General features: G+C 50.8%; 11 protein-coding genes. 7 read left to right on the top strand and 4 right to left on the bottom strand.

Annotated elements, in window-relative coordinates; all coding sequences use genetic code 11:
• Positions 1 to 166 precede the first annotated feature (166 nt).
• Together ACN0YR_RS12420 and ACN0YR_RS12415 are read left to right on the top strand one after the other, a co-directional pair.
• Positions 167 to 3,697: a PVC-type heme-binding CxxCH protein gene (locus ACN0YR_RS12420; protein ID WP_417849547.1), complete on the top strand. Its 3,531-nt coding sequence runs from the start codon at positions 167 to 169 to the stop codon at positions 3,695 to 3,697.
• A 76-nt stretch (positions 3,698 to 3,773) separates the two neighbouring features.
• Positions 3,774 to 5,186 carry a sulfatase gene (locus tag ACN0YR_RS12415; RefSeq protein ID WP_417849546.1) on the top strand — a complete coding sequence of 471 codons (1,413 nt, stop codon included), beginning with the start codon at positions 3,774 to 3,776 and terminating at the stop codon, positions 5,184 to 5,186.
• A 22-nt stretch (positions 5,187 to 5,208) separates the two neighbouring features.
• Here the strand turns inward: ACN0YR_RS12415 and ACN0YR_RS12410 are convergent, their stop codons facing one another.
• Positions 5,209 to 5,607: a sirohydrochlorin chelatase gene (locus tag ACN0YR_RS12410; RefSeq protein ID WP_417849545.1), complete on the bottom strand. Its 399-nt coding sequence runs from the start codon at positions 5,605 to 5,607 to the stop codon at positions 5,209 to 5,211.
• A gap of 220 nt (positions 5,608 to 5,827) precedes the next feature.
• Here ACN0YR_RS12410 and ACN0YR_RS12405 point away from each other — a divergent pair, with 220 nt between their 5' ends.
• The 3 genes from ACN0YR_RS12405 (at position 5,828) to ACN0YR_RS12395 (ending at position 9,071) form a co-directional block, all read left to right on the top strand.
• Positions 5,828 to 7,561 (top strand): protein kinase domain-containing protein, encoded by a 1,734-nt coding sequence (locus ACN0YR_RS12405; protein WP_417849544.1) that lies wholly within the window; start codon positions 5,828 to 5,830, stop codon positions 7,559 to 7,561.
• Between the two features lie 156 nt (positions 7,562 to 7,717).
• Complete coding sequence (locus tag ACN0YR_RS12400; protein WP_417849543.1) at positions 7,718 to 8,242, top strand: adenine phosphoribosyltransferase; 525 nt, start codon at positions 7,718 to 7,720, stop codon at positions 8,240 to 8,242.
• A 127-nt stretch (positions 8,243 to 8,369) separates the two neighbouring features.
• The gene (locus tag ACN0YR_RS12395) at positions 8,370 to 9,071 is read left to right on the top strand and encodes an RluA family pseudouridine synthase (RefSeq protein WP_417849542.1); all 702 of its coding nucleotides are present in this window, start codon (positions 8,370 to 8,372) and stop codon (positions 9,069 to 9,071) included.
• Positions 9,072 to 9,130: 59 nt separating this feature from the next.
• On the opposite strand, the gene ACN0YR_RS12390 is transcribed toward ACN0YR_RS12395, so the two are convergent.
• The 3 genes from ACN0YR_RS12390 to ACN0YR_RS12380 form a co-directional block, all read right to left on the bottom strand.
• Positions 9,131 to 10,129 carry a phosphotransferase enzyme family protein gene (locus tag ACN0YR_RS12390; RefSeq protein WP_417849541.1) on the bottom strand — a complete coding sequence of 333 codons (999 nt, stop codon included), beginning with the start codon at positions 10,127 to 10,129 and terminating at the stop codon, positions 9,131 to 9,133.
• A gap of 62 nt (positions 10,130 to 10,191) precedes the next feature.
• Positions 10,192 to 10,578 (bottom strand): gamma-glutamylcyclotransferase family protein, encoded by a 387-nt coding sequence (locus ACN0YR_RS12385; RefSeq protein ID WP_417849540.1) that lies wholly within the window; start codon positions 10,576 to 10,578, stop codon positions 10,192 to 10,194.
• Between the two features lies 1 nt (position 10,579).
• The gene (locus ACN0YR_RS12380) at positions 10,580 to 14,035 is read right to left on the bottom strand and encodes an efflux RND transporter permease subunit (protein ID WP_417849539.1); all 3,456 of its coding nucleotides are present in this window, start codon (positions 14,033 to 14,035) and stop codon (positions 10,580 to 10,582) included.
• Between the two features lie 255 nt (positions 14,036 to 14,290).
• On the opposite strand from ACN0YR_RS12380, the gene ACN0YR_RS12375 reads away from it, so the two are divergent.
• Together ACN0YR_RS12375 and ACN0YR_RS12370 are read left to right on the top strand one after the other, a co-directional pair.
• Positions 14,291 to 14,650 (top strand): hypothetical protein, encoded by a 360-nt coding sequence (locus ACN0YR_RS12375; protein WP_417849538.1) that lies wholly within the window; start codon positions 14,291 to 14,293, stop codon positions 14,648 to 14,650.
• Between the two features lie 175 nt (positions 14,651 to 14,825).
• The gene (locus ACN0YR_RS12370) at positions 14,826 to 15,347 is read left to right on the top strand and encodes a hypothetical protein (protein ID WP_417849537.1); all 522 of its coding nucleotides are present in this window, start codon (positions 14,826 to 14,828) and stop codon (positions 15,345 to 15,347) included.
• The last annotated feature ends 50 nt before the right edge of the window (positions 15,348 to 15,397 follow it).

Genomic DNA, 15,397 nt, shown 5'->3' with positions numbered 1-15,397 from the left:
CGAAAGCTTGAAACTGCCCTCTCCAAGACTGAAACAAGATCGAGGTCACCTTTCAGCCACAGGTTTCTCAACCATAGAGTTCAGTGGTCGCCTCAGAGAATCACAAATTCTTTATAGTTAATAAAAAATCATCGATACTGAAATCGTCCGCCATACAGGTTCATCAATGAGAAGAGATCGAGAGCAAATCAATTACTGGTCTTTACGTACTGCCTCGGGGCGAACGGTTTTTGAAGTCATAAAAGTGAACTTCACGGGCACAGCAAGCATGAAAAATGCTCTACATTTTGTGTTCATGATTTGTCTGATCCACTTGCTGGGTGGAGGACTTTACGCACAACGTGATTTGAAAGTCATCCCGCCAACGGATCCTGAACTCGAACGCAAAACCTTCATTCTGCCCGAAGGCTTCGAAGTCAACCTGTTTGCTGCCGATCCGCAAATTGCCAAGCCGATCCAAATGAACTTCGACCCACAGGGGCGACTCTGGATTGCCAGTTCAGAAACCTATCCTCACATTGAGCCGGGAGCAAAACCGAAAGACAAAATCCTGTACTTACAGGATCTCGATGGTGATGGAGTCAGCGATAAGACAGAAGTCTTCGCCGAGGGACTTCTCATTCCGACCGCAGTCGCCTACGGGAATGACGGTGTCTACGTTGGTGCCAGCACTGAACTGCTCCACTTCAAAGATACCAATGGAGATGGCAAAGCAGATCACAAAGAGATCGTCCTCTCCGGATTCGGAACTGAAGATACCCACCACATCATTCACACTCTCCGATATGGACCGGACAGCCATCTCTATTTCAATCAGTCGATCTACATCCATAGCCACATCGAAACCCCATGGGGAATTCACCGACTCAACGCCGGCGGAATGTGGAGATTTCGACCCGAAACGCTTGAGCTGAGTGTCTTTGCTCGCGGTCTCGTGAATCAGTGGGGAACCGACTTCGACCGCTACGGTCAAACCTTTGGAACCGACGGAGCCGGTGGAGAAGGAATCAACTACATGGTTCCTGGCGCCTCTTACATGACAGCCTACGGCGCTCAGCGGATCTTACATGGTCTTAATCCTGGGAGCCCGAAGCACTGCGGGTTGGAAATTGTAGAAAGCGAGCACCTGCCAGATGATTGGCAAGGCAGCATGATTACCAACGACTTCCGTGGACACCGTGTCTGTCGATTCGTCTTGACGGAAGACGCTTCCGGCTACCGCTCGCAAGAGCAACAGGAAGTCATTAAGTCTGACCACGTTGCCTTTCGACCGATTGATGTCAAACAAGGTCCCGATGGTGCGATCTACATTGCCGACTGGTACAACCCCATTATTCAGCATGGCGAAGTCGACTTCCGTGACCCTCGTCGCGACCACACACATGGTCGGATCTGGCGCGTCACATACACTGGAAAGCCAACTCTCAAACCGGTCGACTTCACGAAACTCTCAACGGCCGAATTGCTCAGCCATGTTGACTCACCTAATCGTTACTCACGATCTCAAGCAAAAGTCGTACTGAAAGAACAGGGCGAGAAAGTGTTGCCCGAAGTCCTCGCCTGGGCCAACAAACATTCCAACGACCAACTCAACCTTGAAGCGTTGTGGATTCATCAGTCATTCGGGAAAACTGACCCCACTTTGCTCGGGAAGTGCCTGAACAGTAAAGATCATCATGTCCGCGCGGCAGCGACACGCGTCGTTGGGCAGCTCATACAGAAGATTGACTCTCCACTGGAGATTCTTGCAGAACGGATCGCAGACACTCACCCGCAAGTTCGACTCGAAGCGATTCGTGCTCTCGCAGAAGTGAAACAACCTGAAGCAGTCAGCATCGCCCTTCAGGCTTTGAATCAGGATGTTGACGAAAACATCGACTACGCACTCTGGCTGACATGCCGGGACCTCGAACCGATTTGGACACCTGCCTTGCTGGACGGGTCGCTGAATGTGGAATCCCCCCCGCAGGCACTTCCGTTTCTGTTGCGTGCATCTGGCTCTGCTGCCGGGACTGCAACACTGGTTCAGAAGATTCAGCAGGGAACGCTCGATGGCTCTGCCCGACTTGATGCTCTTCGAGTCATCGCTGACATCGGGACTCCTGAACATTTGGGAGCAATCTTCGATTTATCGCTCAGCGATGAGATCTCTGATGAAGTCAGGCATGCACTCCTTCATACGCTTTATCCGGCAGCGGTGAATCGAAAAATCATCCCGCCTCGTGATCTCAATCAAATCAAAAAGTTGGCCGACGCGAACAGTCCCTCAATCCGGGCTGCAGTCGTCATGTGCATCGGAGCCTGGAAGCACGAGCAGTTGCGGGACGTCGTTCTTTCCGCGACGCAAGATGAGAAGATTTCGCTGCAGGATCGTTCGAGTGCGATTCGCTCATTGGGAGCCTTTTCGGATCAACCTGCAGCAACGGAACTGACAAACATTGCCAAGAGCAAATCGGCTCCAGCTTTGCGGCGTGTCGCAATTGAAGAACTTCTTCGCTTCCGTCCACAGCAATCCGCGAACCTGTCGATTCTCTTTTTCCAATCGGCATCGGCTCCTGATTCTCAACCGCTTTTCCAGTCCATTCTGCAACGGAAGGGGGCCACAGACCACGTCGCCAAAGCTCTTGCTGGAAAGACAATCCCGAAAGATGTTGCTGTTGTCGGCGCGCGAATTCTGAGTTCGTCCGGCCAACAGGACTCAGCACTGGCAAAACTTTTGCAAACCGCTGGCGGACTGAATCAAGATCCTGTGAAACTGACGCCTGACCAAATGCAGACGCTCGTTGAAGACGTTCTAGCAAATGGAAACGCTGCTCGCGGAGAACAAATTTTCCGCCGACAAAACCTCAACTGCCTGAAGTGTCATGCAGTTGGTCCCGCTGGTGGAACAATCGGGTCGAACCTCCTGAGTCTGGGGGCAACAGCCCAGCCAGATTACATCATCGAATCGATCCTTGATCCCAATGCCAAGGTGAAAGAGGGCTTCCACACTGTTGTCGTCGCGACCGACGAAGGAAAGATTTATTCCGGAATCAAAGCTCGCGAAACGGAGAGTCAACTCTTCCTGAAAGATGCCGACGGGAAAGAACTGGTGATCCGAAAAGATTCGATTGAACAGCAAAAGCAAGGAGCTTCGCTAATGCCGGCCGGCCTGACATCGAACATTACTCATCAGGAGTTGATCGACTTGTCAGCCTTTCTGTATGCCTTGGGTCGCGTGCCTGAATTCACTATTAGCACACAGCAAATCGTCAGGCACTGGGAAACGATTCAAGCGACTCAGCAAGCTGCGTTTCAGTTCCGTCGAATCAGCTACGCCGCTGCCGCAACCGATAATCCAGACTTCCAATGGAGCCGAGTTTACAGCCACGTCAACGGAGAACTCGCTGTCTCAGAACTTCCGGAGCTACGAATTCGCAACCGTTCGGCTGCCGGAAATCGAGGGATGAGTTTCGTGCGTACAGAGTTTAATTCTGAATCGGGCAAGATCGGTTTCAAATTGAATTCTGGAGATGGTCTCCAAATCTGGATTGATGAAAAACCAATCGATTCCTCAGAACTCATCACCGCAGAAGTCGAAAAAGGTCAACATCAATTGACGATCGCCATCGACCAGTCCGTCCGAAAAACTGCCCTCAAAGTGATGCCTGTGAATGATCCGGGCTTCGCACATATTGAGCTTCCAACCGGAGAGTAATCAAGAACCTCTTGTGATGTCGGACCAACAACTGATGCACGAGGCAAAACACGAACACCAATCCGAAAGGGTATCTATGAGATTTCCGACGCCGCTTCTACTGCTGACGCTTCTGTGTACAAACATTTTTTCGCTCGCCAATTCTGCTCAGGCCGAAAAGCCGAATATCATTTTCATCCTGTGCGATAACTTGGGGTACGGAGATGTCGGCTGCTACGGTTCGCAACTCCATCGAACTCCACATCTCGACAAGATGGCTGAGGAAGGGCTCAAGCTGACCGGCTTTTACGTCTCGAGTGGAGTTTGTACTCCGTCACGTGCGAGCGTGATGTCCGGCTGTTATCCGCGACGCGTGAACATGCAAAAATCGGACAGTGGTGGTTTAGTTCTCCAACCGGTCTCGCCGAAAGGATTGCATCCACAAGAAGTAACGATGGCCGAAGTCTTGAAATCTGCCGGATACGCGACAACGATCATCGGTAAGTGGCACTTGGGCGATCAACCAGAACTGCTGCCGACCCGCCAGGGTTTCGATTCTTACTTCGGAATTCCGTACAGCGACGACATGACACCTCGTGAAGGGAAACCATGGCCACCGCTTCCGCTGATGGAAAACGAGAAAGTCGTTGAATCTGGCGTCGATCGCGCCTTGCTCACAAAGCGTTACACCGAGCGGGCAGTCAGCTTTATCGAAGAGAATGAGAAGAAGCCGTTCTTTCTTTACCTACCTCATGCAATGCCGGGAAGTACCCGCAGCCCATTTGCCAGTGAAGCGTTCTTGGGAAAAAGTAAAAACGGAACCTATGGTGATTCGGTTGAAGAATTGGATTGGTCGACAGGAGAAATCCTGAAAACGCTCAAGCGTCTTGATCTCGACGAAAAAACTCTTGTCATCTGGACTTCGGACAATGGAGCACCCCGCAGAAATCCGCCGCAAGGAAGCAACGCTCCGCTGAAAGGTTGGGGATACGATGTCAGTGAAGGGGCAATGCGAGTTCCCTGCATCATTCGCTGGCCTGGCAAAGTCCCCCATGCCACGACAGATACGTTATGTTCCACAATGGATCTATATCCAACGTTCGCCAAGCTTGCTGGCGCAAAGATTCCCGACGACCGAATCATCGACGGTAGAGACATCTGGCCGATTTTATCCGAACCGAAAACCGCCAAGTCTCCACACAAAGCGTTCTTCTACTACTTCGGAGATCAGCTCCAGGCAGTGAGGTCAGGTGCCTGGAAACTTTACTTGCCAAACACGAAACGCAAAATCAATTCCCGCACGACGAAAGAGCAAGCAGCCGAACTGTATCAACTCAATGAAGATATTTCCGAGGAAACAAACGTCGCTGCGGATCACCCAGAAGTGGTCAAACGTCTGACTGGCTATGCAGAAGAAGCCAGAAAAGATCTTGGCGATACCGATCATCCCGGAGCCGGACAACGAGAAGCCGCCTGGATTGAGAATCCCAAACCCTTATTGCCGGAATAGGCGATTCGATCTCGTCCGTTGTTCACCCTGTCTCGCCGGCAACTTCAGTGGCAAGTTGTCGGCCTTCGCCCAACCGCAGTAGCATCAATTCGACCAGCTTGGAATGAAGTCCAATCGGTGGGCAAACGTGGCACGCAATCTGGGGAGACTGGGCTAAGAATCGGTCTCGAAAGTTTGCAAGATCGCGGGTCACGTGATCTCCCGGAGAGAGGAAAAACGGCAGAATCGATATCGACTCAGCCCCACGCTCAGCACATGTTTGAAGCCCTTCAGGGATTGAAGGGTGGGCAATTTCCAGAAATCCAACTTCGACAATTTCGTCGGTCGTGGCTTTTGTGAACATTTCAGCAAGCTTCAGAAGGTCATCGTTTGCTTCGTCACGTCTTGACCCGTGTGCCACTAATAGAATTGCTGTCTGCATCGTTGCTCCTTAGACTGATCTTGCGGGATATGAAGTACCTCTCCGAAAACTTCTGGAAATAGGAATTTCCTCAGTCTTTGAGAGGCGAATTTCAGGGTTCCGGACCAGTTCCCAGAACCGCTAACAAAATTTAGGAATCGTCGCCATTTGCTGGGCGGTCCGTCGTACGTTCCGATTTTGTTAGAGTGAATGAATCATGTCTGACGAATTGTAGACAATTGTGAGCACTTCCGAATCAGATTTTCATCTCGAGACTGAAGCCGATCGCGAATTACCTGCGACAATCGGTCCCTATTTCATAGAACGGAAACTTGGTTCCGGAGGGATGGGAACCGTCTATCTCGGACGGCATCGAGAAACCGACGAATTCGCAGCTGTGAAACTGCTGCCAGCGTCGATGGCTCGCGAAGCAGGCTTCGTCGCTCGTTTTGATCGCGAAATTGCAGCGATGAAGCAGCTGACAAATCCACACATTGTCGAGTTGTACGAGAATGGTGAAGACCTCGGTTCGTACTTCTACACCATGGAATTCGTTGATGGTGAAACACTTGCTGACCGACTGGAAAGGGAAGGACGACTTCCCTGGCGCGAGGTGATTGATTATGCCGTACAGGTTTGCTCGGCACTCAAAGCAGCTCACAACGCCGGGATTATTCATCGAGATTTAAAACCGTCGAACTTGTTAATCGGGAAGGATGGGACCATCAAGCTGACGGACTTTGGGGTCGCTCAGGTCTTTGCATCCGGAAAACTAACAGTCACCGGAGGGATTCTGGGGACAGCTGAATATATGTCCCCCGAACAGGCACAAGGCAAGCGGGCCACGAAGCAGAGTGATCTGTATTCTCTGGGAGCAGTGATGTACGTCATGCTCACCGGTCGACCTCCATTCACCGGGAAAACGGCACTCGATATTATTCAGAAGCACCGTTTCTCCCAGTTTGACAGCGTCAAACGTTTGGTCCCCGAAGTACCGTTTTGGCTGGATGAAGTTGTTTGCCAGTGCCTGTCGAAAAAACAGGAAGACCGTTACCCCGATGCCTACGTGCTCAGCTTGCGTCTGAAGGAAATCCCAAAGAAGGTCGATCTGAAAGAGCAGCAGGAATCCGAATATTCGGAGTTGGTTGGAACAGCTGAGACGATGGCAGATGTTGCCCCCGGAGCAAGTCTCAGCGACGAAGTTGGCGGGACACTCGTACGCGATTTGTTCCGCGCTCAGATGGATGCAGAGAAGCCTGATTCAAAACTGCATCGACTGCTTGACAACACCTGGATTCTGGTAGGGGTCTTGTTACTGACCTGCGGGCTTGTCTATGTCTTATTCCGTATCAACACGCCTTCTCAGGAACAACTCTTTCAGCGTGGCGAAGATCTCATGGATCGCCCGGCAGGTCTGGCTTGGGAAGCTGCCAAGAAAGATTATTTTCTTCCGTTGATTGAAGCCGACCGAGAGCGATGGGAGCCGGAAGTCACTCCCTACCTGGAACAGATCGAAATCTACGAGTTGCGAAAAACATTGTTTGGCAAGGCCACGAAACAGCAACCTGCCCCCAAATCAGAAGCGGAAGCAATCATCCTGCAAGCGATGGAATTACGTCGGCAAGGACGACTGGCGGAAGCACGATCAAAGCTAATGGCGTTTTACGAACTTCTCGGAAGCTCTGAAGAAGACCAGAATCTGTCAGCGTTACTGATTCAAATGATCTCCGAGATCACAAATGAGATGCCCCCAGACCGCCTCGATTACGTAAGGTCGGCCTTAGAGCGGGCAGATACTTTTATTGAAGAAGGCCAGGTCGAGCGAGCCATCGCGATTTGGTTTAGCATCAAAAAACTCTACGATTCGGACCCTGATGCGGTTGAGCTCGTGGATCAGGCGGAACTCAAATATTTCAAAACCACCGGAGTTCAGCTGATCGGAAAAGAAGATCTGCCAATTCCCGATACAAAGTAAAACGAGAGACTCAAAAGCGATGTATGTTTCACTCAGTTGCAGCAGCCACGAGGCAGAACCTGAACATCAATTCGAATGATGCTCTAAACATTTATTTTAATTCGTGTAAGATCACCCGCGACAGACATTTTCACTCTCACTCAATAAGACATTCTCATGGACTTGAAAGAAAAAATTCGCAACATCCCGGACTTTCCGAAGCCGGGGATTATGTTTCGAGATATCACCCCCCTGCTCTCGTGCCCCGATGCCTTTCGAGAATCCATCAAGCAACTGGCCGATCATTATCGTGGACAAAAAATCGATGCGATCGCTGCCGCCGAAGCGCGAGGATTCATCTTCGCAGCTCCGCTGGCACTGGAACTGAATGCTGCGTTTATTCCGGTTCGTAAGCCGGGCAAATTGCCTTTCGACACAAATTCATTCCATTACGAACTAGAGTACGGAACAGACACTCTTGAGATTCACACTGATGCCTTCTCGAAAGGTGACAAAGTTCTTTTAGTTGACGATTTACTGGCAACCGGCGGAACGATGAACGCCTGCGTGAAGTTGATCGAGCAATCTGGTGCCGAGGTGGTCAGTTGTGCGTTTGCTCTCGAACTCAGCTTTCTCAATGGGAGAGAAGTCCTTGCTCCTCACGACTGCTTCGCTTTAATGACTTATGACGACGAAAACTAAAGTCACTTTGAAAATGATGCACGCGCTCTGCCTCGTGGCGAGCAGCCTGTGAAGTCATGAAAGTGAGCTTCACAGGCACGGCCAGCATTGAAAATGCTCCTGGCGTGTAAGATTCGCGGAATTCGTTGTGTCGATCATCCAACCCAACCCAAAACTGAACGTCATTTGTGAAGATGGCCCCGTGATCGCGGTGAATAAACCGAGCGGAGTCATCTCACAGGGGGCGCCTGCGGGGATGCAAAGTCTGGCTGAGCAGGTCAAAGACTACTTGCGGAAAAAGTACAATAAGCCAGGCAAAGTTTACCTCGGAATTCCGCATCGTCTCGACCGCCCCGTATCTGGTGTATCCATCTTCACCCGGAATTCGAAAAGTGCAGCCCGCGTCTCTGATCAGTTCGCCAAACGGCAGGTCACCAAAACGTATCGTGCGATCCTCGAGCACGTTCCGAGTCAGCCAGCAGGGACTCTCGAAGACTGGATTTATCGAATTCCCGATCAATCACGCGTTGAAATTCGCAAGCAAAATACCACCGGTGCAAAAGAAGCGCGGCTGCGTTATCGCGTCTTGGCGGAGCATCAGGGAAGAGCGCTTGTTGAAATTGATCTCGATACTGGTCGGATGCACCAAATTCGCATCCAGTTTGCCAGTCGTGGTTGTCCTGTCATCGGCGATGAAAAGTATGGAGCAAAGTCGACGCTCGGCGACCCAGCAGCCATCGGCCTGCATGCCTGGCGATTAACGTTGGTGCATCCCATCCGCAAAGAAGCCATGTCGATCACCGCTCCACTTCCACACACTTGGAGACAATTCGGATTTGACCTGCATTGACTCTAAGCATTCTTCAAGGCTTGGTGTTCCCATGAACATCGCAAGCTACCAGAGGACTCTCACAGCTTCTGCAAGCGAGATTCGATGAGTCGCAACCTGTCCAGAACATTGTCGAGTTGATCAGCTGAAATTGCACTGCTTTGCCAACGATGAATCCATGTCATTCCACTCAACAGGACTGACGTTTTGTCGAACAGATGAATCAATTCATGGTCCAACTGTGTGAGCGGACGAACCTCTTGGTAGCTCTCAAGTGCAACTTGCCAACGCTCTTTATCGTCTCCCAGATAGCTGCCGAGGAGTCGCGATAAGTCCGTTGCAACGTGATCACAGCGAGTTGCGTTTGGATCAATCAACCCGGTCACTTTCCCATTCGTGAAGAGAACATGCTCTGACCAGAGATCACGCCAGCAAGGGAAAAGGGGCACAGCTTGATGGGATTTTTGACTCAGCGAATCTCGCAACGGGGTTGCATGCTGAACGAAGTGGCTGAGAACCGAGTGACAGACATTCCGAATTTCAGACGGTGCTGTTTCGATCGCTCGTTCGCACCGTTGAAGCTTCTCAAAATTCCAGGACTCAATCAGCGAGATCCGCTCGTGAACCGTGGGAGGGATCGCTGTTTTGACAGAGAACCAATTCTGCCGAGATGAACTTACGACGTACTCGCTGGATGCGAAATGCAACCGGGCAAGTGTCTGCATGGCGTCACGAAGCTCGACATTGGAAACTTCGTCACCATGTTTCGGTTCCCCCGGCAACCAAGGTTCAAGCTGCCAAAAATGACCATTGAATTTGACGAGTGACCGATTGAATTGCTGACCTGGAACCGAGATCGAGACAGGTACGGCGACCGGAAGATTGTGATTTTTGAGATGCTGCAGATAACGATGCAGCTCAAGAATTCGCTGCTGAGGCAAAGTTGGACTGGGCCAGCGACGTAAGGCATAAAGATCGTCATCGAGTGCGACTCGGAAGATGATCGCTCCGCTGAAGCCCGTTCCACCAAGCTCGACATCCATCGACTTCGCTGGTGTTGAAATCAACTTCCGAATCACCTGATTGCACTCTTCTTTATGCAATTCAAACAAAGCTGAACGGTTCTCAGCGCCGCTGAAGATCATGTCTCTTCCACTTTCCAGTGCGTCCCGAGGTCTTCTGCGTCAGAAACATCCCCAAGGTAAAGATACGTTTCAGCTCCGATGATTCGCCAAGGTGATTGCAACTGCACAGGAACTCGCTGATACAAACCGGCCTCAACTCCCTCAATTTCATCGACCTCTTTGATTCGCTCCGGATCAATCGCATAGAGCTCCCCCTGGACTTCACTTCCATTCTCGGCGACTTCGACGAGCCCGGGATAAGATCCCAGATGAAAGAGTCGGTAGAGGGGCTGGGTCACAGCTTCTCCAAGGAAATGGAATCGAGAAATCACATGGTGTCGACAATCGCCTCGCTTGAGAGTCCCGTAGACGAAAATGATTATTAATTCCTCTTCCGCATCCATTTCAAAGAATCTCTGGTTGAGGGGAAATCTGCGTCCCCGTCACTCGTTCTGTTTTTGGCTCTGCTTCTGTCACCAATTCTGTTTCCGCCAAGGTACTCAAGTCCTTGCCGAACAGCCAACCGAGGAAATTCCGAACGTCGAAAAAAATCATATTGAGTACCGGGACGATCAACAGCGTGAGCACAGTGGCGAAGACCAGACCGAAGGTCAACGTTACAGCCATGGGGATCAGGAACTTTGCCTGAAAACTGCGCTCAAACATCAGTGGAGTGAGCCCGGCTGACGTCGTCACCGTCGTTAATAAAATCGGACGCAACCGGAGCGTGGCTCCCTGAACACTCGCTTCAAATTCGTTCATCCCTGCGCGAATACGTCGATTGATGAAGTCCACCAACACCAGAGAATCATTCACGACAATTCCAGTCAGTGCGATCAAGCCAATCATGCTGAGAATGGTCATGGGATTGTTCGTAATCCAGTGACCGATGATCGCTCCCTGAAATCCAAACGGAATTGCAGACATCACCACAATCGGTTGAAAGTACGACTTAAACAGAGCTGCCAGCATCATGTAAATCAGTAGCCCCGCAACTGGTAATGCCATCTTGAGGCTGCTGAACGATTTCCCCTGCTCTTCGGTACTCCCCAGGAATTCAATTTTCACTCCGGGATACTTGTCGAGAATTTTCGGAACGAAGTCTTCTTTGACTTTTGAGATGACATCACTCGCTGCGGTGACAGCTTCATCGATATCGCCATAAACGGAGATCGCTCGTCTTTGCTGCGACCTGTGTATTTGTGTGAAGCCGCGCGTCTCTTCGATTTTGGCAATTTCTTTTAATGGAACCCAACCGCGAGTCCCGTCGGCTCCAACGGGAGTCGGAATCCACATCGATTCGATATTGAATACATCTTCACGATAATTCTCAGGATACCGCACCATAATTTTCACGTCTTCACGGTTACGAGTAATCCGCCGAGCTTCGGCTCCATAAGTGGCAGCGCGAATATGCTGACCAAGCGATGCTTTGGTGATTCCCGTAGGACGTGCGGATTCGAGAAGCTGAATTTGCAACTCCCGCTTTCCTTGATCGAAGTCGTCAGAGAGGTCGACAACCCCGGCATATGTGGCCAGGTGATCCTGAAATTCGTGGACAACCTGTTCCAGTTCTTCGAGCTCTCCGCCAGAAATGCGAATTTCGATATCTTTCCCGCCGGGGCCACCGTTCATGACTTGCCATTTCACCGAGTTCACACCGGTGAAATTTTCGGAGACTTGCCGAAGTTGAGCGAGGACTTCCTGACTGGACCGCAGCCCTTTCCGTTCACGTTCATCGGATGCCATCAACTCGATCCAAATCTGCCCGACATGCGACGCCACTTCCATGCCCATTCCGCCTGCACCACCAACGTCCATCATGACGCCGACGTCCATCTGAATCCCTTCAACTTCAACAATCTCGGCAGCAACTTCTCCAATGACTCTCAGTTTTTCTTCAACCGCTTCAATGTTCGTACCGACCGGCATTTCGATTTGAGCGTACATCGATTCGGAATCCATTTTCTGGATGAATTCCCATTTGACCAGATTTCCGATGGAGACTTGGTATTCAGGTGGTTGATCTTGTGAGCCGGTTGCGTCACCGCTCGGAGCTTTTGGAACCATTCCCACAAAGAGTCCCAGTGAGACCAGGCAAAGCGACATCGCAACCGCCAGTGACACATACCGCCAACGTAGAGCGACTCTCAAAAGCCCCGCATAAATTCCCATGAGAACATCGAGAACGCCAACTTGAAGACGATCAAAAAATCTGCCAATTCGACCGAACGCACTTTTGCGAACCTCTTGCCGCTTCTCTTTTTGAGAGGGCAAGTGTCGCAGGTGTGCGGGAAGAATCAGCAGCGCTTCGACCAGTGAAACTAAAAGAGCAGCGATCACTACCAACGGAAGTTCGCGAAAGAAATCTCCGATTTGCCCGCGAATAAACATCAACGGAAGGAAGGCTGCAATGGTTGTAAAGACAGCGGTGGTCACAGGCCATTGAACTTCCTCCGCTCCCAGAATGGCTGCCTCTCGCGCAGGCATCCCTTCTTCAACACGGCGATATATGTTCTCACCAATGACGATGGCATCATCAACAATAATTCCCAGCACGATGATCAGGCCGAACATCGACAGCAAATTGAATGAAACTCCCAGCAGCGCCATCACAATGAAGGTCCCGAGAAAAGAAATCGGGAGTCCAATCGCAGTCCACAAGGCCACGCGCCAATTCAAAAACAGAACGAGACTGATCAAAACAAGGATGAGCCCCGACCTGCCGTTGCGTAGCATCAAGTCGAGTCGCCCTTCAACAAAACGGGCCAGATCGTTATGAGTTTCTACTTGAAAATGATGCTGAAATGGATTCTTGCGACTCTCTGCGTAGATTTTATACGGGTTCGGTTTCCCGGAAATTGTAATGATCGCTTCTGAAAAATCGGGAAACAGACTATCCAGAAATCCTTGAGGCTGTTCCTTCTTCAGCGAGAATGGCTTCCCCTGTTTCCCTGCAACATACGCTTTAACGAGCGAAGAAATCTGGATCGCATCCTGACTGGCCGTTTTCTGAACAGTAAGCGTGGCCGACCGCTTCCCCGCCCAGAAGCTGGCGACATCGCTGTCAACAAAGTCATCCCGGATTGTGGCAACATCAGTCAGTCGAATGACGCGTCCGTCAGGCAATGCCCGAACTTCCAGGTCTTCCAGGTCTTGACCTTCACGTTCTTCCCCCAAAGTCCGGACCGCGACTTGAGAACGGTCTCCTTTCAGGTTGCCGCCTGAAATATCCAGGTTGGTCTGTCGAATCGCCTGAGCGATTTCTTCGAAAGTCAGGTCATACTCGAGCAGCTTTTCGGGATCGACATCGACGCTAATTTCATCATCGCGCACGCCCGCGAGTTGAACATCGCTCACACCCGGAAGTTCGAGAAGATCATCCTTGATTTCTCTGGCTGCTCGTTTGAGTGCGCGCTCATCGCCGTCTCCATAAACGGAGACCATGATCACCGGCAAGGTCGGCTCAATTTTCGTGACAGTGATCTTCTCCAGATCATCCGGAAGATCCTGCAACGAATCGACTTCGTTCTTCACTTCCTGCATGACCACGTCAACGTTCTTGACGTAGTTAAAGAGCGTGAGCGTGGTGTTCGATACTCCTTCGGAAACCGTCGAGTTCACTTTCTCGACACCATCCACATCCCGGACCGCCTCTTCAATTTTGATTGTCACCGCACGTTCAAGCTCAGCCGGTTGCGTCGCTGGGTAGAACGCAGCAATCGCGATCTGATTCGGTCGACTTTCCGGGAACATCTCACGGATCAACGTCAAAGCAAAGCCAGCCCCGGCAACAAGAGTGACGAGCATCATCATGTTGACGAGAACAGGATTCTGTACGCCGAAGCGAGGGAGTGACATAACAAATAACTATATGAAGTACTATCGAGACGTTGACGACGAAAGGAGGCTCAACGAAGGCAACTTGCTACACTTATCATTCAGAAGGTGAACAACAAAGAATGATTCCCAGCAAATTGTCGCCCGGGACCATTGTCTCGGACGAGTCAGACGCGACAATGATCCCAAGTACGGGGCGTTTATGCCGAATCGCTCGCCTCTCTGCGAAACACTGAATCCGAATCTGATTCTAGACTCCTGAAGGGAGATTGCCACATGGCAAAATGTGATCAGGGTTATCTTTGTGAAGTTTGTGGGAAGGAAGTTCCCAATATCACCCGCAGCGACCTGTACCTCCGGTTCGTCATTGGCGAAATCGACGCTCGACAATTGCTCTCTGCTCCCGAACGACATCTGGAATGCAATCCGACGCTTGCTCAATTCATCGTAGCTCCTAAGTTTACACCCGTTCAGGTTGAAGGTGCATTCTCAAAAACAGAACTCGATCCTTCCGACGTTCAAGCTCGGGAAGAACTGGTCACACGCGGCTGGAAACGGCTGCAAGAGATCCGCAGCTTGGGGATTCCCATCAACGAATACCCCCTTGAAGAGTTTCGAAGCGTCAAAAATTCCTGATTTACAGGGATTTTTCATTTCTCCGGCCCCTTGAAGTGTTCGTAGTCCACGACAAAATTGTTCCCAGCTCTGGCAACACGGTATGAATAGCTGGAATCCAAAACACCGCTTTGGTAGGATTCCCGCAATCTAAATTCTCTTAAATCTACTGATAGCACCGAGTTCAGGTCATTTTATGGCAACCGCGACAGTCCAACCGATTGCAGGAGTTTCTGCAAACCGTGAAGCAGACATTGAAGCCATTTACCCTTCCGTCGCTGGAAGTGCACTTGGTGGCCTCATTGGTTCGATCATGGACGGAGTTGCTGGTGTTCCGTTTCTGCCACTCCGCTTAGTGATTTCGATACTCGTGGGTGCGTTACTGCTTCCATTAGGATTGCTGGCGTACATTCTCACCAAACTTTTCGGAAGCTATTACGTCCTGACGAACCGCTCGATCCAGCAACGCAGCATCATCGGCAATGCTCTGAGCCAACAAATTGCCCTGACAGATTTTGAAGAGATCGAAATCACATCCAGTGGTGGTTACAAATTCCACCGAACTGGAGATTTGAATCTTCAAAACGCCAAGGGAACCACCCTCATGACGTTGACCGCAATCTCTTATCCCGAGCGGCTCTCGCAAATCATCTTCGATGCTCGAGAAGCTCGCATGCAAGCAGACGCATCGCTCGCCATCATCCAGAACCGCGCTTAAGAGTAGTTCGCTTGATAGGATGTTCGAGTTCAGCTTCGAAACGAGCAATC

Origin of the sequence: Thalassoglobus sp. (assembly GCF_048270125.1) — a bacterium.
Lineage (GTDB): Bacteria > Planctomycetota > Planctomycetia > Planctomycetales > Planctomycetaceae > Thalassoglobus.
The sequence above is the reverse complement of the archived record's forward strand: the minus strand, read 5'-3'. Positions and strand labels throughout refer to the sequence as shown.

Coding starts and splice junctions, on each gene's coding strand:
- ACN0YR_RS12385 (WP_417849540.1), bottom strand. CDS start 10,578: ATGGATGCGGAAGAGGAATTAATAATCATTTTCGTCTACGGGACTCTC.
- ACN0YR_RS12370 (WP_417849537.1), top strand. CDS start 14,826: ATGGCAACCGCGACAGTCCAACCGATTGCAGGAGTTTCTGCAAACCGT.
- ACN0YR_RS12380 (WP_417849539.1), bottom strand. CDS start 14,035: ATGTCACTCCCTCGCTTCGGCGTACAGAATCCTGTTCTCGTCAACATG.
- ACN0YR_RS12400 (WP_417849543.1), top strand. CDS start 7,718: ATGGACTTGAAAGAAAAAATTCGCAACATCCCGGACTTTCCGAAGCCG.
- ACN0YR_RS12410 (WP_417849545.1), bottom strand. CDS start 5,607: ATGCAGACAGCAATTCTATTAGTGGCACACGGGTCAAGACGTGACGAA.
- ACN0YR_RS12420 (WP_417849547.1), top strand. CDS start 167: ATGAGAAGAGATCGAGAGCAAATCAATTACTGGTCTTTACGTACTGCC.
- ACN0YR_RS12415 (WP_417849546.1), top strand. CDS start 3,774: ATGAGATTTCCGACGCCGCTTCTACTGCTGACGCTTCTGTGTACAAAC.
- ACN0YR_RS12375 (WP_417849538.1), top strand. CDS start 14,291: ATGGCAAAATGTGATCAGGGTTATCTTTGTGAAGTTTGTGGGAAGGAA.